Source organism: Pseudomonas sp. TE12508, from assembly GCF_056279485.1.
Map to the genome: position 1 here is coordinate 59,443 of NZ_JBWCCN010000025.1, position 21,922 is coordinate 81,364.

Below are 21,922 nucleotides of genomic sequence, written 5' to 3' on the forward strand. Positions count from 1 at the left end.
CGAGCGGGAGCAAGCTCCCTCGCCACAGGTTCTGCAATCCACCGGACCATCACCTCACAATTAACAACGCATTAAGCCCCCGTCTTTTTCCTGTCGATACAAGCTGTTACTGTACGGCCCACAAAGCCCAAGCCGCCTGGATCGGATCTCTGACTTGAAGCGTCCCCTCCTCCTGCTCCTGATCAGCCTGGCCTTGAGCTCCCCCGCAAGCGCGACGATCAGCGAAAGCCATGGTTATGCGCAGTTCGGCACGCTCAAGTACCCGGCCAGATTTACCCACTTCGACTGGGTCAACCCGCAAGCGCCCAAGGGCGGTACGTTGCGGGTGATGGCGTTTGGCACCTTCGATACGCTCAACCCTTACACATTCAAGGGTTCGAGCCCGGTTTCCACCGCCAACTTCCTGCAGTACGGCATCAACGAACTCAATGAACCGCTGATGGTCGGAACCGGCCAATACGCGCCCTCCGGCGATGAGCCGACCTCCAGTTATGGCCTGATTGCCCAATCGGTGGAATACAGCGAGGACCGCAGCTGGGTGGTGTTCAACCTGCGCCCCGAAGCGCGTTTCCACGATGGCACGCCGATCACCGCTTACGACGTAGCGTTCTCTTACCGTTTGCTGCTCAAGGAAGGTCATCCGCAATACCGCACCAACCTTCAGGAAGTGTCGCGGGTGGATATTCTCAACCCACGGCGCATCCGTTTCGTCTTCAAACGCTCCGGTAATCCGCTGCTGATCCTGCGCCTGGGCGAGTTGCCGGTGTTGCCCCAGCATTACTGGGAAGGTCGCGATTTCAAGGCCACCACCTTCGAGCCGCCATTGGGCAGCGGGCCGTATCGCATCACCTCGGTAACGCCCGGGCGGCAGATCGTCTTCGAACGGGTCAAGGATTACTGGGGCAAAGACCTGCCGGTCAATCGCGGCAAGTACAACGTCGATCGCATGGAAGTCGAGTTCTACCGTGACAGCGACGTGGCTTTCGAAGCGTTCAAGGCCGGTGAGTTCGACATCTACATCGAACACCAGGCGAAGAACTGGGCCAACGGTTACAACTTCCCGGCCGTGCGCCGTGGCGATGTGATCAAGGCGCAAATCGCGCACCAGATCCCGACCCAGAGCCAGGGCCTGTTCATGAACAGCCGGCGGCCAACTTTCGCCGAGGCCAAGGTCCGCGAAGCGCTGGGGCTGATGTTCGACTTCGAGTGGACCAACCGCACGCTGTTCAGCGGCGCCTACAAACGCGCCATGAGTTATTACCCCAACAGCGAGTTCTCCGCGACCGGGCTACCGGTCGGTCATGAGTGGCTGCTGCTCAAGCCCTATCGCGATCAGTTGCCCGCCAAGCTGCTCACCGAGCCGTTCAGCCTGCCGCAGACCGAAGGCCGCGGCATTCCGCGGGAAACCATGCGCAAGGCCCTGGAGCTGCTCGCCGAGGCCGGCTGGAAGCTCAACGGTCAACGGCTACAGAACACCATCGGCCAACCGTTGCGTTTCGAGATCCTGCTGGTCAACCCGAACCTGGAGCGCATCCTTCAGCCTTACGTCGAGAACCTCGCCAGCATCGGCATCGACGCACGGCTGCGCACGGTCGATCGCGCCCAGTACAAACAACGCCTCGATCAGTTCGATTTCGACATGATCCTGATGACCCTCAACCAGACCCTCAGCCCGGGTCTGGAGCAATGGCAGTACTTCCACTCCAGCCAGGTCGGGGTCAAGGGCAGCAAGAATTACGCAGGTATCGCCAACCCGGTGGTCGACCATTTGCTTGAACAACTGCTCGCCGCCCAGACCCGTGATGCACAAGTCGCCGCCGGCAAGGCGCTCGACCGGGTACTGCTGTGGCAGCACTACATCATTCCCAACTGGTACCTCAATTATCACCGCCTGGCCTACCGCAACCGGTTCGCCTTCGTCACCACGCCGCCCTACACCCTGGGCCTGAGCGCGTGGTGGCTGAAATCTTCGGAGAAAGATCGATGAAACCCGTACGCGCCCTGCTCTTGCAGGCCAGCGGTCTGTTGTTCGCCGGGTTGGCCTGCGCCGCCCCGCAACATGCCCTGACCCTGTACAACGAGCCGCCGAAATACCCGGCCGACTTCAAACACTTCGATTACGTAAACCCCGACGCCCCCAAGGGCGGGATCTTCCGTCAGGCCGGGTTCGGTGGCTTCGACAGCCTCAACCCGTTCATCAACAAAGGCGTGCCGGCCGACGACATCAGCATGATCTACGACACCCTGGCCAAACAGGGTCTGGATGAGGCGTTTACCGAATACGGCCTGATCGCCGGCAAAATCGAGAAAGCCCCGGACAACAGCTGGGTGCGCTTCTACCTGCGTCCCGAAGCACGCTTCCACGACGGCCATCCGGTACGTGCCGAAGATGTGGTGTTCAGCTTCCAGACCCTGATCAAGGACGGCGCCCCGCTCTTCCGCGGCTATTACAGCGACGTGGAGGAAGTGGTCGCCGAAGACCCGCTCAAAGTGCTGTTCAAGTTCAAGCACAACAACAACCGTGAATTGCCGCTGATCCTCGGCCAGTTGCCGGTGCTGCCCAAGCATTGGTGGGCTACCCGCGACTTCAACAAGGGCAACCTGGAACTGCCGCTCGGCAGTGGCCCGTACAAAGTCAGCGAAGTGAAGGCCGGACGCTCGGTGCGCTATGAGCGGGTCAAGGATTACTGGGGCAAGGACCTGCCGGTCAATCGCGGCTTCTACAACTTCGACGTGCTGACCACCGACTACTACCGCGACAACACCGTCGCGCTGGAAGCGCTCAAGGCCGGTCAGTTCGACTACTGGCTGGAATCGGCCGCGAAAAACTGGGCCAAGGCCTACAACATTCCGGCGGTGGCCGAAGGTCGGCTGATCAAGGAAGAAATAGCCAACGGCAACCCCACCGGCATGCAAGGCTTCGTGTTCAACCTGCGCCGCCCGGTGTTTCAGGATGTGCGTGTGCGTCAGGCACTGACCCTGTTGCTGGACTTCGAATGGACCAACAAGCAACTGTTCAACGGCGCCTACGCGCGCACCCGCAGTTACTTCGAAAACTCGGAAATGGCCGCCACCGGCCTCCCCGACGCCGATCAGTTGGCGATCCTGGACCCATTGCGCGGCAAGATTCCCGAGCAAGTGTTCAGCGAGGCGTTCCAGAACCCGGTGACCGACGCCAGCGGCATGATCCGCACTCAGCAGCGCAAGGCCTATCAACTGCTGCAAGAGGCCGGCTGGCGGATCGTCGACGACAAAATGGTCGACGCCACCGGCAAACCGGTGACCATCGAATTCCTGCTGGCCCAGACCGAGTTCGAGCGGGTGCTGCTACCGTTCAAGCGCAACCTCAGCGACCTGGGCATCGACCTGGTGATCCGCCGGGTCGACGTCTCGCAATACATCAACCGCGTGCGCTCCCGGGACTTCGACATGATCGTCGGCAGCTTCCCGCAGTCCAACTCGCCGGGTAACGAACAGCGCGAGTTCTGGATGACCGCCGCGGCCGACAAACCGGGCAGCCGCAACTCCATGGGCCTGAAAGACCCGGTGGTGGATCAACTGGTCGAGCAACTGATCAACGCCGACTCACGCCAAAGCCTGGTGGCCCACGCCAGGGCACTGGACCGGGTGCTGCAATGGGGTTACTACGTGATCCCCAACTGGCACATCAAGACCTGGCGCGTGGCGTACTGGAGCCACATCGGCCACCCGAAGGTTTCGCCCAAATATGACATCGGCATCAATACCTGGTGGGTCAAGCCCAACGCGACATTGCCGATAGAAGTCGAAACCAAACTGCAAGCCGACCCTGCGGGCACGGAGTAATCAGATGCTGGCGTATATTTTTCGGCGACTGCTGCTGATCATCCCGACCCTGCTCGGCATTTTGCTGATCAACTTCGTGATCATCCAGGCCGCCCCCGGCGGGCCGGTGGAACAGATGATCGCCAAGCTCGAAGGCTTCGAAGGCGCCACCAGCCGCATTGCCGGCGGCGGTGCCGAGGTGTCGGTGGCCGGCTCGGCCTATCGTGGGGCGCAAGGCCTGGACCCGGCGCTGGTCAAGGAAATCGAGCACATGTACGGCTTCGATAAATCGGCGCCGGAACGTTTGTGGATCATGATCAAGAACTACGCCACCCTGGATTTCGGCGACAGCTTCTTCCGCGACGCCAAGGTCATCGACCTGATCAAGGAAAAGATGCCGGTGTCGATCTCCCTGGGGCTGTGGAGCACGCTGATCATGTACCTGGTGTCGATCCCTCTGGGGATCGCCAAGGCGACGCGACACGGCAGCCACTTCGACGTCTGGACCAGTTCGGCGATCATCGTCGGTTACGCGATCCCGGCGTTCCTGTTCGCCATCCTGCTGATTGTGGTGTTCGCCGGCGGCAGCTATTTCGACTGGTTCCCGCTACGGGGCCTGACCTCGAACAACTTCGATGAGCTGAGCACTGGCGGCAAGATCCTCGATTACTTCTGGCACCTGGCGCTGCCGGTGACCGCATTGGTGATCGGCAACTTCGCGACCATGACGCTGCTGACCAAGAACAGCTTCCTCGATGAAATCAACAAGCAATACGTGGTCACCGCCAAGGCCAAGGGGCTGACCCGCCATCGCGTGCTCTACGGCCATGTGTTTCGCAACGCCATGCTGCTGGTGATCGCCGGTTTTCCTTCGGCGTTCATCGGGATCTTTTTCACCGGTTCGTTGCTGGTGGAAGTGATTTTCTCCCTCGACGGCCTCGGTTTGATGAGTTTTGAAGCAGCGATCAACCGCGATTACCCGGTGGTTTTCGGCACGCTGTTCATCTTTACCCTGTTGGGGTTGGTGGTGAAATTGATCGGTGACCTCACTTACACCTTTGTCGATCCGCGCATCGACTTCGAAAGCCGGGAGCATTGAGATGAACCTGTCCCCTCTCAATCGCCGACGTTTCGAACTGTTCAAGGCCAACAAGCGTGGCTGGTGGTCGTTATGGCTGTTCCTGATTCTGTTCGGCGCAAGCCTCGGTGCCGAACTGATCGCCAACGACAAACCGCTGGTGGTGCACTACGACGACGCCTGGTACTTCCCGGCCCTCAAGCGTTACCCGGAAACCGCGTTCGGCGGCGAATTCCCGCTGGAAGCCAACTACAAGAGCCCGTACATTCGCGAGCTGCTCAAGGCCAAGGACGCCTGGGTCTTGTGGGCCCCGATCCCCTACAGCTACCAGAGCATCAACTACGACCTGAAAGTCCCGGCACCCGCGCCGCCTTCGGCCGATAACCTGCTGGGCACCGACGATCAGGGGCGCGATGTGCTGGCCCGGGTTATTTACGGCTTCCGGATTTCGGTGCTGTTCGCTTTGACGCTGACCATTCTCAGCTCGATCATCGGCGTGATCGCCGGGGCCTTGCAGGGTTTTTATGGCGGCTGGGTCGATCTGGCCGGGCAGCGTTTTCTGGAGATCTGGTCCGGGTTGCCGGTGCTGTACCTGCTGATCATTCTGGCCAGTTTCGTGCAGCCTAATTTCTGGTGGCTGCTGGGGATCATGCTGCTGTTCTCGTGGATGAGCCTGGTGGATGTGGTGCGCGCCGAGTTCCTGCGCGGCCGGAATCTGGAATACGTGCGCGCGGCTCGGGCGCTGGGCATGCAGAATGGTGCGATCATGTTCCGCCACATCCTGCCCAACGCCATGGTCTCGACCATGACCTTCATGCCGTTCATCCTGACCGGCGCCATCGGCACCCTGACCGCCCTGGACTTCCTCGGCTTCGGCCTGCCGCCGGGCGCGCCGTCCCTGGGTGAACTGGTGGCCCAAGGCAAATCCAACCTGCAAGCGCCGTGGCTGGGTATGAGTGCGTTTGCGGTGCTGGCGTTGATGTTGAGTCTGCTGGTGTTCATCGGCGAGTCCGCTCGCGATGCCTTCGACCCGAGGAAGTGAAATGAATCAGGACAATCTGATCGAAGTGCGCGACCTGGCCGTCGAATTTGTCGTCGGTGAACGCGTGCAGCGGGTGGTCGAGGGCGTGAGCTTCGACATCAAACGCGGCGAAACCCTGGCGCTGGTGGGCGAAAGCGGCTCCGGTAAATCGGTGACCGCCCACTCGATCCTGCGGCTGCTGCCCTACCCGCTGGCCCGGCACCCGTCCGGCACCATCACTTATTCCGACCGGAATCTGCTGGATCTGAAAGAGAAAACCATCCGCCACATCCGCGGCAACCGGATTGCGATGATCTTTCAAGAGCCGATGACCTCGCTCAATCCGCTGCATTCGATCGAAAAACAGATCAACGAAATCCTGGGCATCCACAAAGGCCTGACCGGTAAAGTCGCGACCAAGCGCACGCTGGAACTGCTGGAAATGGTCGGCATCCCCGAGCCCGAAAAGCGTCTCAAGGCCCTGCCCCACGAATTGTCCGGCGGCCAGCGCCAGCGGGTGATGATCGCGATGGCCCTGGCCAATGAGCCGGAATTGCTGATCGCCGACGAACCGACCACGGCCCTGGACGTGACCGTTCAACTGAAAATTCTCGAACTGCTCAAGGAATTGCAGGCCCGTCTAGGCATGGCGTTGTTACTGATCAGTCATGATTTGAACCTTGTACGAAGAATTGCGCATCGGGTATGTGTCATGCAGCGCGGTTGCATCGTCGAACAGGCATCGTGCGAAGAATTGTTCCGCGCGCCGCAGCATCCGTACACGCGGGAACTGCTGGCAGCGGAGCCCAGCGGCAAGCCGGCGACCAATGTGATTGGCCCGCCGTTGCTGCAGGTCGAGGACCTGAAAGTCTGGTTCCCGATCAAGAAAGGCTTTCTGAAAAAGACCGTGGACCATATTAAAGCGGTCGACGGGATCAATTTCAGCCTGCCCCAGGGCCAGACCCTGGGGATTGTGGGAGAAAGCGGTTCCGGCAAGTCGACGCTCGGCCTGGCGATTTTGCGTCTGATCGGTAGCAAAGGCACCATACGTTTTGAAGGCAAGCAGCTAGACTGCCTGACGCAGAGCGAAGTTCGGCCGCTGCGCCGGGAAATGCAGGTGGTGTTCCAGGACCCCTTCGGCAGCCTGAGCCCACGGATGTGCGTGAGCCAGATCGTCGGCGAAGGCCTGCGGATCCATAAGATGGGCACCGAGGCAGAACAGGAACAAGCGATTATTGCGGCACTCAAGGAGGTAGGCCTGGACCCGGAAACCCGGCACCGCTACCCCCACGAATTTTCCGGTGGGCAACGGCAGAGAATCGCCATTGCCCGGGCATTAGTGCTAAAACCGGCGTTGATTCTGCTGGACGAGCCGACTTCGGCCCTCGACCGCACCGTGCAACGCCAAGTGGTGGAGCTGCTACGTTCACTGCAAACCAAGTACAACCTGACGTATTTGTTTATCAGCCATGACCTGGCTGTCGTCAAAGCGCTGAGCCACCAGCTGATGGTGGTCAAGCATGGCCAAGTGGTCGAACAGGGAGACGCGCAAAGTATCTTTGCCGCCCCCCAACATCCGTATACACAGCAGTTGCTGGAAGCCGCTTTTCTGGCACCAGCCACTGCGCAATAAACCTGAAAAGAGGAGCAACACATGGGTTTTCTCGCCGGTAAGCGCGTACTGATCGTCGGTGTCGCCAGCAAGCTGTCCATCGCATCCGGCATCGCTGCCGCCATGCATCGCGAGGGCGCTGAGCTTGCCTTCACTTATCAGAACGACAAACTCAAGGGTCGTGTCGAAGAATTCGCACAAGGCTGGGGCTCGAGCCCTGAGCTGTGCTTCCCGTGCGACGTGGCCAGCGATGAAGAAATCGCCAAGGTCTTCGAAGCACTGAGCAAGAAGTGGGACGGCCTGGATTGCATCGTGCACTCCGTCGGCTTCGCCCCGGGCGACCAACTGGACGGCGACTTCACCGAAGCCACCACCCGTGAAGGTTTCCGCATCGCTCACGACATCAGCGCCTACAGCTTCGTGGCCCTGGCCAAGGCTGGCCGCGAAATGATGAAAGGCCGCAATGGCAGCCTGCTGACCCTGTCGTACCTGGGCGCCGAGCGCACCATGCCGAACTACAACGTAATGGGCATGGCCAAGGCTTCGCTGGAAGCTGGCGTGCGTTACCTGGCCGGCTCCCTGGGCCCGGATGGCACCCGCGTTAACTGCGTATCGGCTGGTCCGATCCGCACCCTCGCCGCTTCCGGCATCAAGAACTTCCGCAAGATGCTGGCCGCCAACGAAGCGCAAACCCCGCTGCGTCGTAACGTCACCATCGACGAAGTCGGCAACGCCGGCGCCTTCCTGTGCTCGGACCTGGCGTCCGGCATCAGCGGCGAAATCATGTACGTAGACGGCGGCTTCAACACCACCGCCATGGGCAACATCGAAGAGTGATCTTCGGTTAGCCATTAAAAAACCCGCCGATTGGCGGGTTTTTTATGCCTGCCATTCAAGAATCGATGCAATCCCCTGTGGGAGCGAGCCTGCTCGCGATGACGATGTCAGACGCACTGCATCTATCGACTGACGAACCGCTATCGCGAGCAGGCTCGCTCCCACAGGGGAAGGTGTTCAGTCGTCAATTGGAGACAGACATCGGGCAAACAGTCGTTGAATCGGCAGGCTGCGCTGGCTATAACGCTGCAACAGCACGATCTCCCGGTAGAACGTCAGCTCACCCAACGGGATGATCCGCACCTTCGCCCCATGCTCAAGCCACAGCCCAGCCTCGGGCAATAGCGAAACACCCAGCCCGCATTCGACCATTTTGACGATAGCTTCCAGCTCATCCAGCTCCAGAGCTACCTGCACATCAATCTGCTGCTCACGTAAAAAGCGAGTCACCAAGCGCCCACCGAAAGAATTGCGGTCGTAGCGTACGTGGGGATGGTTGGCGAGTAACTGCAGCGGGTCGTCGCCCTCAAGGTCTGCCGGCACGATCAGCACAAACGGCTCCCGGCGAATGACTTGCACCGACAATTCCTTGGGTAATTCAAACGGCGGCTTGATCAGAATCGCCAGATCCACTTCGCCGGTGTCCACCTGACTCAACAGGCTCAGGGATACCCCCGGCACCAGCTTCGCCTCCAGCAATGGCGCCTGCTGCCGGAGTCGCAACAGCGCGCGCGGCAACAACCCGGTCTGGGCGGTGGCCACCGCGCCGATCTTCAATTCGCCACGAAACTCGCCGACGCTATCACTGACGGCCATGCGGCTGAAGGTCTCAAGAATTTCCCGAGCCATCGGTAACGCCCGCTGCCCTGCGGCGTTGAGAATCGCCTGACGTCCGGTGCAATCGAACAGGCGTATGCCCAACGCCTGTTCGAGGTTACGGATCTGCGCGCTGACCGCCGACTGGGTCAGGCCAATGTGCATGCCTGCCGCAGCGAACGTGCCATGACGCGTCACGGCAATGAAGGTTTTCAGTTCCCGCAGCATGCGGCTCCCCGATTGATCGAAATAATTTTAGCTCGTCGCAAAAACTATCGTCTTTCAATCAAAAAGCACAGGGCTAAACTCGGTCTTAACGCTCAACCCGTCGAGGCACGTCCGATGCAACTGTCCCCTTTTCACTTGGCCATCCCGGTTTACGACTTGGCCGCTGCCCGGCGCTTCTATGGTGAAGTGTTCGGCCTGGAAGAAGGTCGCTCCAGCGATCACTGGGTCGATTTCAACTTTTTCGGCCATCAACTGGTCATTCATCTGGCACCGAAAAACGCTTCTCAGGAAGCCGCCCACACCAACGCCGTGGATGGCCACGACGTACCGGTGCCGCATTTCGGTGTGGTATTGGGGATGGCGGAATGGGAGGCCCTGGCCGAGCGTTTGAAAGCCCTTGGCACGCGCTTCGTGATCGAACCGGGTATCCGCTTTCAGGGATTAGTGGGCGAACAGGCGACGATGTTTCTCTTCGACCCCTGCGGCAACGCTCTGGAGTTCAAGGCATTCAAGAACATCGACCAGTTGTTCGCCAAATGATCCGGGCACGTTGCAGCGCTATTGCAAGACGCCATTCAACAATGACGGACGTCGCGCAGCGCCTTATCGACCAAGGCCAGCAAGTCTTCCGCCGTCTGGTGTAGCCGAGGATCAAACTCGATCTGCCCGATACTGAAGCGAATGTCATAGCCACGATGCGCCGTGGCATTGCGTTCATCGAGTATTTCTTCGAGGCGCGCTCTGATCGCGGCGATTTCCACGGCGTCGGTGCCGGTCAACAAGGCAGCAAACTCATCGCTGCCGAGCCGGCCGATCACATCGCTTTCACGAAAGGCGATGCGTAGCACATCGGCGAAGGTTTTCAGGGCATCGTCGCCCTCGGTACGACCATATAGCTGGTTGATGCGCTTGAAGTCGTCGAGATCGAAAAACAGCAGCGTCGCGGGTATGCCCAACTGCTGACAGGCCTCCAGCGCCAACCGGGCCAAAGCCTCGAAGCCATGACGATTGGAGAGCAGCGTCAATTCATCCATGCTCGCCATCTGCACGCCCGTCAGTTCTTGCTCGGCCTTGCGCGCCAGGTCGCGCAGTACATCGCGATCCTGCGCTGCGCTGTCGAGGACGTTCGGCGCACGCAGGTCTGCGCCAGCGCCGGGTTTGAGCGGTTTGCCTGGGGTTAACATCATTCACTCCTTGATGGATATGAACGTTAGAGTCGCTCATACCCAGTATGACTCCCTATAAACGCGCCGCTGGTCAGCTTCCCGCCACCGGACACGGCCCTCCAGCATCGGCCCAGAGTTTGAACTGGGTGACGAAGATATCGTGGGGCACCGGCACCGGCGCCCGTCCCTCGCCCGGGCGCCAGCCCCAGAGCACCAGTTTGTCCTCGCTGACGTGCTTGATCAGTGCCGCAAAATCACGGTCGCCATTGCTGGAGCGGTCCTTGATCATCGCGCACAACTTGTCGGGTGGCAGGCCGATCCAGGCCATTTTGTGCGCGGCCGGTGGCAGGCTCCAATGCGGCGCTCCCGGCGGTGCATGAGGCCCATAACTGGCCGGTGGATTGCTTTCGGCATGACAGGTAGCACATGGCAAACCGGCCGAACCCTTGCCATCCATGCCGCGAACCACGTTCATTGCGTGCGGCACGCCGGCGTCGAACTGCAACGGCGAATCGCCGGGGATATGACAGTTCTGACAACGCGGGCTCTGGAACACTTTCTGCACCGTGTCGAACGCCTTCACCGCCGCTTTATCGTCAGCGAACAGGTCCGAGGCATAGCCACTCAGCCCGATCAACACCACCGCACCAAGAACCAGATGTCGTCTCATCTCACACCCCCGACAGTTGCAACGGCAGTTCCCGCAGGCGCTGCCCGGTCAGGGCAAACACTGCATTAGCCACTGCCGGCGCCACCGGAGGCACACCCACTTCGCCAATACCGCCCGGTTTGTCGCTGCTAGGGACGATATGCACCTCGACCACCGGCATCTCGTTCAGGCGCAGCACCTGATAGTCGTGATAATTGGATTGCTCCACCTGACCGTCCTTGAACGTCAGTTTGCTGTGCAAGGTAAATCCGAGACCAAAGGTGATGCCTGACTCCATTTGCGCGGCGATGCTCTGCGGATTGACCGCAATGCCGCAGTCCACCGCGCACACCACCCGGTGTACGCGAATCGCCAGGTTGTCCTGGGACACCTCGGCCACCTGAGCGACATAGCTGCCGAAAGATTCATGCACCGCCACGCCCAATGCGTGGCCGTCCGGCAAGGGTGCTTTCCAGTTGGCTTTCTCCACCGCCAGATTCAACACGCCCAAATGCCGTGGATGCGCCTTGAGCAAAGCGCGTCGGTATTCCACCGGGTCCTTGCCGGCCGCGTCTGCCAACTCATCGATCAGCGACTCCATGACGAATGCAGTGTGGGTGTGCCCCACCGAACGCAACCACAGCACGCTGATGCCGGTTTGCGGTGAATGCAGTTCGACCTGATGGTTGGCCAGCCCCTCAAGGTAAGGACTGTCGGCCACGCCTTCGACGGAGGTTTTGTCGATGCCATCCTTGACCATGGTCGCCGCGAACGACGTGCCCGTCAGGATCGACTGCCCGACCAGCACATGCTTCCAGGCCATTGGCATGCCGTCGGCATCCAGGCCGATGCGCGCTTGATGCAAGAACGCCGAGCGGTAGTAACCGCCGCGAATGTCATCCTCTCGGGCCCAGACGGTTTTCACCGGCGCGCCCGCCGCTTTGGCGACGTACACGGCTTCGCTGACAAAATCCGAGGTTGGATTGGCCCGACGCCCGAAGCCACCGCCAAGGAATTGGGTGTGGATCTCGACCTGTTCGGGTTTGAGCCCGGTGATCTTCCCCGCGATCATCTGATCCAGCGTCTGAAACTGCGTGCCGGTCCAGATTTCGCATTTGTCCTTGGAGATTTTCACCGTGCAATTGAGCGGCTCCATCGGCGCGTGGGCCAGGTACGGCACACTGTATTCGGCCTCAATCGTCTTCGCCGCTTTGCCTAGCGTCGCTGTCGCATCCCCGGCCTTACTGGCGGAAGTGCCGGGGGTGGCGGCGAGTTTACGGAAGCTTTCCAGCAGTTTCTGACTGTCGAGCCCGGCGTTCGGCCCCAGGTCCCATTCGACCTTCAGCGCATCGCGCCCCAGCTTCGCCGCCCAATAATGATCGGCAATCACCGCGACCCCCGTGGGCACCTGTACCACTTTGTGCACGCCCGGCACCGCCAGCGCCTCGGCGCCTTCGAAGGATTTGACGCTGCCACCGAACACCGGTGGACGTGCAACCATCGCCGTCATCAGCCCATCAAATTGCACGTCCATGCCGAACTTCGCCTGCCCGGTGATTTTCTCCGGGGTGTCGAGGCGCTGGGTGGGTTTGCCGATGATCTTCCAGTCTTTGGCCTCCTTGAACCTGATCGTGGCTGGATCCGGCACCGGTAACTTGCCGGCGTCATCTGCCAATTCGCCGTAAGTGGCCCGTTTGTCGCCAGCCATGACCACGCCCGATTCGGTGCGGATCTGCGAAGGCGCCACGTCAAATCGTTTGGCCGCTGCCTCAATCAGCATCAGGCGCGCCGCCGCTCCAGCCTGGCGATAGCGGTCGAACTCCATCCAGGTCGACGTCGAACCGCCGGTGATCTGCATTCCGCCAAACGCCGGCAAGCCGTAATCGGCCGCCGAAGCCGGCGCATGTTCGACGCGGATTTTCGACCAGTCGGCGTCCAGCTCTTCGGCGATCAACATGGTCAGGCCGGTCCAGATGCCTTGGCCCATTTCCGAATGGCCGAGCAGCACGGTGATGCTGTTGTCGTTGCCAATGCGTAAAAAGGCATTGGGGGCGAAGACGTTTCCTTGATTCTCGGCGCCGAGGGCAAAGCGATTGGCACCGGGGATGACAAACGCCACCACCAGACCGCCGCCCAACACTGCGCTGCCCTTGAGAAAACCGCGACGCGAGACAGGGTTGATTCTGTTCATGGGTCAGCTCCCTTCGACGTGGAATCAACCGATCTCGGCGGCGCGTTTGACCGCGGCGCGGATTCTTGGGTAGGTGCCGCAGCGGCAGATGTTGCCGGACAGCGCCTGGTCGATGTCACTGTCGGTGGGCTTGGGGATCTTCGCCAGCAGCGCTGCCGCCGACATGATCTGCCCCGACTGGCAATAACCGCACTGAACCACGTCGAGTTCGGCCCAGGCTTGCTGGACCGGGTGCGAGCCATCGGCGGACAAGCCTTCGATGGTGAGAATTTTCTGCCCGTGGGCCACCGCCGTGGCAGGCGTGATGCAAGAGCGCAGCGGCGCGCCGTCGACGTGTACGGTGCAGGCGCCGCACTGGGCCATGCCACAACCGAATTTGGTGCCCGTCAGGTGCGCGACATCGCGCAGCACCCAGAGCAATGGCATGTCCGCGGGGACATCCAGTTCCTGGTCCTTGCCATTGATATTAAGGGTCAGCATTGCGGGTTTCCTCAGACTCACGGTGTTCTGAAGGGGCGCCTCGTGGCGAGGGGGCTTGCCCCCGTTCGGCTGCGAAGCAGTCGCAAATCCAGTGCGTACTAGTGTGCTTGGCAGTACGAGATTGCAGGTTTTAGGACAGCTTCGCAGTCCAACGGGGGCAAGCCCCCTCGCCACAAGCTTCGCTCCTACAAGGTCGGCGGGTTACGCGCGCCTTGGGTTATCCCTACAGCTAAGCGCAATTTGACCCACAAGCCATGTTCATCGACCACCGGTCGCTGCTACGCGGATTGATCGGAAGTTGGCCTGGAACCACCTAAAAGCAAACCAATATCATTTGCGAGACTTCTGGTCATTTGCTTTAATCGCGACCAATTCTTATTTGCACCCGCGACGCCGGTCGCCATGGACGTGTGCTCTCAATGACAATCGCCGACTTTTCTTCGGTTCAAAACCTCTATACCTGCCACCACCAATGGCTGTACGAGTTGTTGCGTCGACGCCTCAGCAATGCGATGGATGCCGCGGATCTCGCTCATGACACCTTCATGCGAGTACTCAAGCGGCCACAGGCGTTTGACTGCGACGTTCGAGAGCGCTCCTATCTGGCGACCATTGCTCGCGGTTTGTGCATTGATCACTGGCGTCGTCGGCAGTTGGAGCAAGCGTGGCTGCAGACCCTCGCCGCGCGACCTCCCGCCTTGCAGCCTTCACCGGAACAGCGGGCGATCATCGTCGAAACCCTGCACGAAGTGGACGCCCTGCTACAGCGCTTGCCCAAACGAGTCAGCGATGCATTTATCCTGGCTCAGTTGCACGGCATGCCCTATCGACTCATCGCCAGCGAGATCGGCGTGAGCGAGCGCATGGTCAAGAAATACCTGGCCCAGGCCATGATGCATTGCGCGATTCTCGAGGCCGAGCTCGATGGGTTGCTGATTGAATAACCCCATGCCCGCCGTCCCCTTGAAAAAACTCAGCCATGCCAGCCTCGAGCAAGCGGCTCAGTGGTATGTGCAACTCCACGACCCACAAGTAGCCGACCACGAACGCCTGCGCTGGCAGGCCTGGCTGGCTCAAAGTGCCGACCATCAGGACGCCTGGCGCTACATCGAACGGGTCGGGCAACGCTTCACCCCGCTGCAACACGACAGCGAACAACAGGCGGTAAGCCAGGTCCTGCGCAGCACCGGGCGCTCGCCGATCAGTCGTCGCCAGACCCTCAAGAGCCTGTTGATCATCACCGCTGGCAGCCTGACGGGATGGGCTGCCTGGCGCGGCATGCCGCTACCGGAAACGCTCGGGCGGTTCACTGCCGACCTCGCTACCGGCACCGGGGAAACCCGCGAAACCGTGCTCAACGATGGCAGCCGGATCTGGCTGAATGCACTCAGTGCACTGAATGTCCGCTTCGATGCCACGCAACGTTTGCTGCAGTTGCAGTGCGGCGAAGTGTTGATCGACACCGCCAAGGACCCCGGTCGACCGTTTTTGGTGGAAACCGCCCAAGGGCGATTGCGGGCGCTGGGTACCCGCTTCAGTGTTCGCCAAGAGGATCGACAGACGTTGCTGAACGTCTATGCAGGCGCGGTTGAAGTCCGCACCCGCCAAGGCGCGGTACAGGTTATCGAGGCCGGTCGGCAACTGGCGTTCAGCGACAGCGCAATGGCGCTGAGCACCGCCGCCAGCCCCTCACGGGAAGCCTGGCGTCATGGCCTGCTGCTGGCAGACAACCTGCCACTGGGCCAGTTGATCGACGAATTGAATCGCTACCGTCCGGGGCATTTGCACTGCGATCCGGAAGTCGCCGAGCTACCGGTCATGGGCTCGTTCCCACTCAAGGACACCGATCAGGCATTGCGCCTGCTGGAAGCGGCATTGCCGATCCGGGTGCAAAAAACCTTCGCCTGGTGGGTCAGCGTCGGCCCGAAAGCCTGAGTGGAAAAAACTCTTTTTCGGCAATCGGTTCCCTTTTGTCTTTCTCGTTCGGTTAACCCCTCAGAAGCACCTCACATTGCCGATCGAACTGATTCCAGGGAACGCCATGTCACGCAACGCCTTCACCCGCACTCGTTTTGCCCTGCGCCCCTTGGCGCTGGCTCTCCCGGCCGCATTTTTGAGCTTTTCGGCACCGTTCGCTCAAGCAGACACCACGGGCGCCAGTGAACAGTCCAGCCCCCGGACACGCCATTACGCGATAGCGGCGGGACCGTTGGCCAGCGTACTCAATCGCTTCGCCGAGCAGAGCGGAGTCTTCCTCGCCGGTCACAACGACCTCGCGGCCGGTAAGCGCAGCCCCGGCCTCGATGGCGACTACACCGACTCGCAAGCGTTGCAGCGACTGTTGCAAGGCAGTGGCCTGCAAGCCAACCCCCAGGGCAATGGCGGTTATGTGTTGCAAGCAGTGCCTGCCTCGCAAGGTGCGCTGGAACTGGACGCCACGAACATTTCCGGTCAGGGGCTGGGCGCCACCACTGAAGACACTCATTCCTACACCACCGGCTCGACGTCTTCGGCCACAGGCCTGCCGCTGTCCCTGCGCGAAACACCGCAGTCGGTGACCGTCATCACCCGTCAGCAAATGGACGACCAGGGTTCCACCAGCATCGCCGACACCCTGCGCCGTGCCCCCGGCATCAGCGTGCAGAACTACGACAGCGAACGCTGGGAGTTTTCCAGCCGTGGCCTGCCAATCACCAATTTCCAGTACGACGGCGTCAACACCGACTACGACGGTGTCTACGATTACGGCACCACCAGCACCGACATGGCGACCTTCGACCGCGTGGAAATCATCAAAGGTGCAACGGGCCTGATGACCGGTTCGGGCGATCCCTCGGCTACCGTCAACCTGATCCGCAAGCGCCCGACCAAAGAATTCAAGGCGTCGATCGCCGGCACGGTCGGCTCCTGGGACAACTACCGTAGCGAAGGCGACATTTCCGGCCCGCTGACCGAAAGCGGCAACGTGCGCGGGCGGTTCGTCGGGGTCTATCAGGATCGCAGCGCCTACATGGATCACTACCAGAACACCAAGGACATCGCCTACGGCATCCTCGAAGCCGACCTGACCCCGGACACCCTGCTGACCTTCGGCATGGACCAGCAAAATACCCGTTCGCGCGGCGCCAGCTGGACCGGTTTCCCGATGTACTCCAGCGACGGCTCGCGCACCAACTTCTCTCGCTCCTTCAACCCGGCCACCGACTGGAGCCGGCGCGACTTCACCAACCAGACGATTTTCGCCTCGGTGGAACAACGACTGGCCAACGACTGGACGCTGAAAGTCAGCTACGACCGCAAACACCGCCAGCACGACACCCTGCTCGGCTCGGCCAGCGGTGGCAATCCGGACCCGGTCACCGGTAACGGCATGTTCATGTACATGGGCAAGTTCAAGGGCGATCAGGTTCAGGACAACATCGACATCAACCTCACCGGCCCTTTCAGCCTGTTCGGTCGCGAGCATGATTTGATCGCCGGTTTCATGTCGATGAACGCCCGCCAGGACATTCCAGTGCACGGTTCGGTCTATCCGGCCCTGGACGGCAGTATCTTCGACTGGCGTGGCGAGTTCCCCAAACCGGACATCCCGCGCGTCGGCGATAACGACATCGTCCAGCGCCAGACCGGCGCCTACCTGGCCACCCGGCTCAAGCCCACCGATGATCTGTCGGTGATCCTCGGCGGCCGGGTCAGCGACTTCAAGGGCAGCGACCACCTCGACTACAGCGATCCGAACACGCCCGACGTGCGCGACGGCTACCGCCAGACTGGCGTGGTCACCCCTTACGCCGGGCTGATCTACGACCTCAACGATACTTATTCGCTGTACACCAGTTACACCAGCATCTATCAGCCGCAAATGAGCAAGGACGCCGCGCGCCAACTGCTCGACCCGGTGGAAGGCGACAGCTACGAAGCCGGCATCAAGGCCGAATACTTCGGTGGGCGCCTCAATGCCAGTTTCGCGGTGTTCCGCATTGAACAGGACAACATCGCCCAGTACGTCAGCGGCTTCGAGACCGAGTCGGTGTACAGCGCCGTCCAGGGCGCGACCACCAAAGGCTTCGAGTTCGAGTTGGCCGGTGAAGTGATGGAAGGCTGGAACCTGTCGGCCGGTTACACCTACAACCACACCCGCGATGCCAAAGGCGATTACGTCTACGGCTCGGTGCTGCAAACCACCGCCCCGGAACAAGTGGTGCGCGTGTTCAGCACCTATCGACTGCCCGGCGCATGGGAAAACCTGACCGTCGGCGGCGGTGTGAACTGGCAAAGCGAGTTTTTCGGCAACGTGTTCCAGCCCAACCCCGCCGACACCGTCAACTTCGGCCAGTACTCACGCATCACCCAGGACAGCTACTACCTGGTGGACCTGATGGCACGCTATCGCTTCAACGATCACCTGAGCGCGACCGTCAACGTCAAGAACCTGTTCGACAAGACCTATTACACCGGACTGGGCAATTTCGGCACCGGTTTCTACGGCGAACCGCGCAGCCTGCAACTGACGACCAAGTGGGATTTCTGAGCCCTGCTTCAACGGCTGCCGAAGAATCGGTAGCCGCTTTCTTGCGAGTTGTCGATCTACGGCGCCACCGGGCGACCACAGGCTGACTACGCTGATAATCCAGAGTGATTAACCCGCAGAGGAGCACCGCCATGCACCGCGTTCAAAAACTCACGCCTTGCCTGTGGTTCGACGATCAGGCCGAGGAAGCCGCGAAGTTTTACTGCGCGATCTTCGATCATTCAAAAATTGCCGGCATCACCCATTACGGCAAGGCCGGTGAGGAAATCCATGGCCGGCCGGAAGGTTCGGTGATGACCGTCAGTTTCGAGCTCGATGGGCAGAGCTTCACAGGCCTTAACGGTGGCCCGGTGTTCAAGTTCAATGAGGCGATCTCATTCCAGGTCAATTGCCACACTCAGGAAGAAGTCGACCACTTCTGGGGGCGCCTGTCTGCGGGCGGTCCCGTTGAAGCCCAGCAGTGCGGCTGGCTCAAGGATAAATTCGGCGTGTCGTGGCAGGTCGTGCCGGTCGTTCTGATGGACATGATGAAAGACCCTGACACAGCCAAATCCCAGCGCGCCATGGCGGCAATGCTGCAAATGAAAAAACTCGACGTCGCCACGCTGCAACGAGCCTTTGACGGCGAGAACTAATACACTCCAAAGCAGAACCGCCGAGGACACCGAGATGAAGCACGCCGTCGCCAAAGATGCAGACAAAGCCCCGCGCTTCTGGCGCGACGACGCCCTGCCCTTCATCGAAGCCCGTTCCATCGCCGACGGTCGCGAGGTCTGCTACAGCCGGCATTCCCATGCGCACTTTTCCATTGGCGCGATCACCGCCGGGCGCAGCACCTATATTCACGAGCAATCGGAGTTTCAGGTCAGTGCCGGCACCGTGGTGCTGATGAATCCGGGCGATGTGCATGCCTGCAACCCGATCGACGACCAGCCGTGGTCGTACCTGATGCTGTACGTCGAAACGCCCTGGCTGACCGATTTGCAGCATCAGCTCGGCTTCAGCCAGGACTCGGCGTTTCGCCGCTTTTCCATCACTCACAATCGTGACGTCGAGCTGTTTGCTGGCCTGAAGAATTTGTACGAGGTGTTGATCGACCCGCAGCAAGACGTGCTGCGCAAGCACAGCGCGGCGGTGGAATTTTTCACCGACGTGCAACAGCGGCTCAACCCTGTCGAGCAACCGCTGCGCGAACCCAATTTCAAGCTGGAACGGGCCGCCGACTATATCCGCGACAACTGCACGCACATGCTCAAGCTCGAGGATATTTGCGAGGCGGCGCAACTGTCGCCGTCGTACCTGATCCGCGCGTTCAAGCAGCATTACGGCATGACGCCCCATGCGTTTCTGATCAACCGGCGCATCCAGTTCGCGCAGGAACAACTGCGTAGCGGCAAGTTGATTGCCGATGTGGCGCTGGAAGCCGGGTTTGCTGATCAGGCGCATTTTCAGCGCGCGTTCAAACAGCATCTGGCGGCGACACCGGGGCAGTATCGCGGTTGATGCCGACAACGCCAACTTCTGTGGCGAGGGAGCTTGCTCCCGCTGGGCTGCGAAGCGGCCCCAAATCCCGGCGACTGCTGCGCAGTCGAGCGGGAGCAAGCTCCCTCGCCACCAAAAGCGCTCTGACGACAACAGTGGAATTGACTCAAGGCAACAGCAAATACCCCGCACTCACTGCCAGCAACAACGCCATGGCCCGATTGAACAGGCGCATCCCCGCCGGATTGCTCAGGTAGCCGCGCAAAAACGTGCCGGCATACGCCCAGCACCCCACCGACAAGTAGCAGATCACCAGATACACCGCGGCGAACTGCCACACCAACCGCGCTTCGCCATCGGCGACAAACGCGCCCATTCCCGCCACACAGGCCAGCCAGGCTTTCGGGTTGAGCCATTGCATCACCGCGCCATACAGCATCGAGGGCGCCCGCCCCGACTCCTTGGCATCGAGTTGACCGTTATCAGTGGCCAATTTGAAAGCCATGAACAGCAGAAACGCCACCCCCGCCCATTGCACCACCCGCGTCAGCGCCGGCCAACGCTGCAACACCTCATGCAATCCCAACCCCATCAGCACCAACAGCAGAACAAACCCCAAGGTCGCCCCGGCCACATGCCGCTGACTGGCGCGAAAGCCGAACTGCGCGCCAGAGCTCAACGCCACAATGTTCACCGGTCCCGGTGTAATCGAAGCTGCCAGCGCAAACGCGGCCATGGAAAGAATCAGACTCATTGCATACCTTCTTCAATTCAGTTGAACCAGGCTTCAAGGTAATGAGCAGCCTGAACGCCGTATTGAAGAAAACGCCCCTCTGCGTCATTGCAAGCCTGCCACGATGCGCCTTGTGGCGAGCCTATACTCTAAGAGTTGGCCCACTCGAAGCGACCTGCAATCGTGTTTGATGTCCGGGGTATCGCGTCGAGTGATCGTTCACGCAGGCCACGGCCTGCCTTCGTCGTAGGGAGGAAAAGATCATGGCGCGTAAATACATCGACTGCCGCGAGTTTCCAAGCGATTCCAAATGCTCGGTCGCGCTGTCCGCAGACTCTGAAAACGAACTGCTCGAGGCCGCCGCACAGCATGCGGTCAGCGTTCACAAGCACACCGACTCACCGGAACTGCGTGCGCAACTGAAGACGATGTTTCACGACGGTACTCCGCCTGTTGAAGCACCGCGTCCCGCGTAGGAGCTGCCGAAGGCTGCGATCTTTTGATCTTGATCTTCATCAGGACCGCCGGGAACATAAATAGGGATACATAAAAAGGGACAGACCACGATTTAAGGCATATGCCGAGCAATCGTGGTCTGTCCCCTGTTTTCCCCAAAGGAGACGACCATGTATGCGGTTATAAGAACCTACCTGGGTGCTGGAGCAAAGCAGCTTTTCGAGCTTTTGGAACAGCGCAAGGCCGACGTCGAAGCTACCCTGCGGACAGTGCCAGGCCTGGTAAGCTACACACTGCTGAACACGGGTGATGGCGGTACGGCGGTGACTGTTTGCACGGACAAGGCCGGCAGCGATGCGAGCTTGAAAGTCGCACGCGACTGGATTCAGAAGAATGCCTCGAATATTCACGCAAACCCGCCGATCGTGACGGAAGGTCCGGTGATTGTGCAGATCAAATAGCGTGCCTCTCCGGTTGATCTTACATTAGAAGGGACAGACCACGATTTAAGGCAAATGCCGGGCAATCGTGGTCTGTTCCCTGTTTTTCTCTCTGATCCCAACCTGAATGACGAAGGAGATCCCTTGTAGGAGCCAGGCTTGCCGGCGAAGGCTCTTAAGGACGCCTTCGCCGGCAAGCCTGGCTCCTACATGTCCGATTTACCCTTAACTGACCAGCATTCAATGCCAGCCAGTTAAGGCGCAGAACCTGTGGGAGCGGGGGGGGGGGGGGGGGGGGGGGGGGGGGGGGGCCGGAAAAATGGTTGATGCAGAGGCGATTGGGCGGCACCCCCCCCCCCCCCAAAGAGGGCGACCCCCCCAGCAAAAGCACTCAAAAC

The 21,922-nt window shown here is 60.4% G+C and carries 20 protein-coding genes; 14 read left to right on the forward strand and 6 right to left on the reverse strand.

Annotated features, from left to right (window positions below; genetic code table 11):
- The first annotated feature begins 154 nt into the window (after positions 1–154).
- The 6 genes from ACZ9IM_RS27845 to fabI are packed head-to-tail and all read left to right on the forward strand — an operon-like array spanning position 155 to position 8,352.
- A complete protein-coding gene (locus ACZ9IM_RS27845; protein WP_427628197.1) occupies positions 155–1,987 on the forward strand; it encodes an extracellular solute-binding protein in 1,833 nt (610 codons plus the stop codon).
- Positions 1,984–3,825 (forward strand): extracellular solute-binding protein, encoded by a 1,842-nt coding sequence (locus ACZ9IM_RS27850; protein WP_427628198.1) that lies wholly within the window; start codon positions 1,984–1,986, stop codon positions 3,823–3,825. The genes ACZ9IM_RS27845 and ACZ9IM_RS27850 overlap by 4 nt, the downstream gene beginning before the upstream one ends.
- A 4-nt stretch (positions 3,826–3,829) precedes the next feature.
- Positions 3,830–4,903 carry a microcin C ABC transporter permease YejB gene (locus ACZ9IM_RS27855; RefSeq protein ID WP_007906757.1) on the forward strand — a complete coding sequence of 358 codons (1,074 nt, stop codon included), beginning with the start codon at positions 3,830–3,832 and terminating at the stop codon, positions 4,901–4,903.
- Between the two features lies 1 nt (position 4,904).
- Positions 4,905–5,924, forward strand: coding sequence for an ABC transporter permease (locus ACZ9IM_RS27860; RefSeq protein WP_427628200.1), 1,020 nt, complete (start codon positions 4,905–4,907; stop codon positions 5,922–5,924).
- A 1-nt stretch (position 5,925) separates the two neighbouring features.
- Entirely contained in the window at positions 5,926–7,536 is a 1,611-nt protein-coding gene (locus ACZ9IM_RS27865; RefSeq protein WP_052964258.1) for an ABC transporter ATP-binding protein, read from the forward strand.
- Between the two features lie 21 nt (positions 7,537–7,557).
- The gene (gene fabI / locus ACZ9IM_RS27870; protein WP_007906751.1) at positions 7,558–8,352 is read left to right on the forward strand and encodes an enoyl-ACP reductase FabI; all 795 of its coding nucleotides are present in this window, start codon (positions 7,558–7,560) and stop codon (positions 8,350–8,352) included.
- Positions 8,353–8,529: 177 nt separating this feature from the next.
- Here the strand turns inward: fabI and ACZ9IM_RS27875 are convergent, their stop codons facing one another.
- Entirely contained in the window at positions 8,530–9,396 is an 867-nt protein-coding gene (locus ACZ9IM_RS27875) for a LysR family transcriptional regulator (protein ID WP_476225581.1), read from the reverse strand.
- A gap of 114 nt (positions 9,397–9,510) precedes the next feature.
- Here ACZ9IM_RS27875 and ACZ9IM_RS27880 point away from each other — a divergent pair, with 114 nt between their 5' ends.
- On the forward strand, positions 9,511–9,936 hold the full coding sequence (locus ACZ9IM_RS27880; RefSeq protein WP_192343670.1) for a VOC family protein: 426 nt from the start codon (positions 9,511–9,513) through the stop codon (positions 9,934–9,936).
- 35 nt (positions 9,937–9,971) lie between these two features.
- Here ACZ9IM_RS27880 and ACZ9IM_RS27885 read toward each other — a convergent pair whose 3' ends face one another.
- From ACZ9IM_RS27885 to ACZ9IM_RS27900, 4 genes are all read right to left on the reverse strand, one after another.
- On the reverse strand, positions 9,972–10,580 hold the full coding sequence (locus ACZ9IM_RS27885) for a GGDEF domain-containing protein (protein WP_476225593.1): 609 nt from the start codon (positions 10,578–10,580) through the stop codon (positions 9,972–9,974).
- 73 nt (positions 10,581–10,653) lie between these two features.
- Complete coding sequence (locus ACZ9IM_RS27890; protein WP_476225582.1) at positions 10,654–11,232, reverse strand: hypothetical protein; 579 nt, start codon at positions 11,230–11,232, stop codon at positions 10,654–10,656.
- 1 nt (position 11,233) lies between these two features.
- Positions 11,234–13,402, reverse strand: coding sequence for a xanthine dehydrogenase family protein molybdopterin-binding subunit (locus ACZ9IM_RS27895; protein WP_476225583.1), 2,169 nt, complete (start codon positions 13,400–13,402; stop codon positions 11,234–11,236).
- A 24-nt stretch (positions 13,403–13,426) separates the two neighbouring features.
- The gene (locus ACZ9IM_RS27900) at positions 13,427–13,882 is read right to left on the reverse strand and encodes a (2Fe-2S)-binding protein (RefSeq protein WP_007906916.1); all 456 of its coding nucleotides are present in this window, start codon (positions 13,880–13,882) and stop codon (positions 13,427–13,429) included.
- A gap of 419 nt (positions 13,883–14,301) precedes the next feature.
- On the opposite strand from ACZ9IM_RS27900, the gene ACZ9IM_RS27905 reads away from it, so the two are divergent.
- The 5 genes from ACZ9IM_RS27905 (at position 14,302) to ACZ9IM_RS27925 (ending at position 19,916) form a co-directional block, all read left to right on the forward strand.
- Complete coding sequence (locus ACZ9IM_RS27905; RefSeq protein WP_476225584.1) at positions 14,302–14,826, forward strand: sigma-70 family RNA polymerase sigma factor; 525 nt, start codon at positions 14,302–14,304, stop codon at positions 14,824–14,826.
- Positions 14,827–14,830: 4 nt separating this feature from the next.
- A complete protein-coding gene (locus tag ACZ9IM_RS27910) occupies positions 14,831–15,817 on the forward strand; it encodes a FecR domain-containing protein (RefSeq protein WP_476225586.1) in 987 nt (328 codons plus the stop codon).
- A 106-nt stretch (positions 15,818–15,923) separates the two neighbouring features.
- Positions 15,924–18,413 carry a TonB-dependent siderophore receptor gene (locus ACZ9IM_RS27915; RefSeq protein WP_476225587.1) on the forward strand — a complete coding sequence of 830 codons (2,490 nt, stop codon included), beginning with the start codon at positions 15,924–15,926 and terminating at the stop codon, positions 18,411–18,413.
- A gap of 131 nt (positions 18,414–18,544) precedes the next feature.
- A complete protein-coding gene (locus ACZ9IM_RS27920) occupies positions 18,545–19,048 on the forward strand; it encodes a VOC family protein (RefSeq protein WP_476225588.1) in 504 nt (167 codons plus the stop codon).
- A gap of 34 nt (positions 19,049–19,082) precedes the next feature.
- Positions 19,083–19,916: an AraC family ligand binding domain-containing protein gene (locus ACZ9IM_RS27925; RefSeq protein ID WP_427626226.1), complete on the forward strand. Its 834-nt coding sequence runs from the start codon at positions 19,083–19,085 to the stop codon at positions 19,914–19,916.
- Positions 19,917–20,061: 145 nt separating this feature from the next.
- On the opposite strand, the gene ACZ9IM_RS27930 is transcribed toward ACZ9IM_RS27925, so the two are convergent.
- On the reverse strand, positions 20,062–20,649 hold the full coding sequence (locus ACZ9IM_RS27930) for a LysE family translocator (protein ID WP_476225590.1): 588 nt from the start codon (positions 20,647–20,649) through the stop codon (positions 20,062–20,064).
- Positions 20,650–20,891: 242 nt separating this feature from the next.
- Here ACZ9IM_RS27930 and ACZ9IM_RS27935 point away from each other — a divergent pair, with 242 nt between their 5' ends.
- Both ACZ9IM_RS27935 and ACZ9IM_RS27940 read left to right on the forward strand, forming a co-directional pair.
- On the forward strand, positions 20,892–21,104 hold the full coding sequence (locus tag ACZ9IM_RS27935) for a DUF1059 domain-containing protein (protein ID WP_008074349.1): 213 nt from the start codon (positions 20,892–20,894) through the stop codon (positions 21,102–21,104).
- A 150-nt stretch (positions 21,105–21,254) separates the two neighbouring features.
- Positions 21,255–21,545 carry a hypothetical protein gene (locus ACZ9IM_RS27940; RefSeq protein ID WP_192343663.1) on the forward strand — a complete coding sequence of 97 codons (291 nt, stop codon included), beginning with the start codon at positions 21,255–21,257 and terminating at the stop codon, positions 21,543–21,545.
- Positions 21,546–21,922 lie beyond the last annotated feature (377 nt).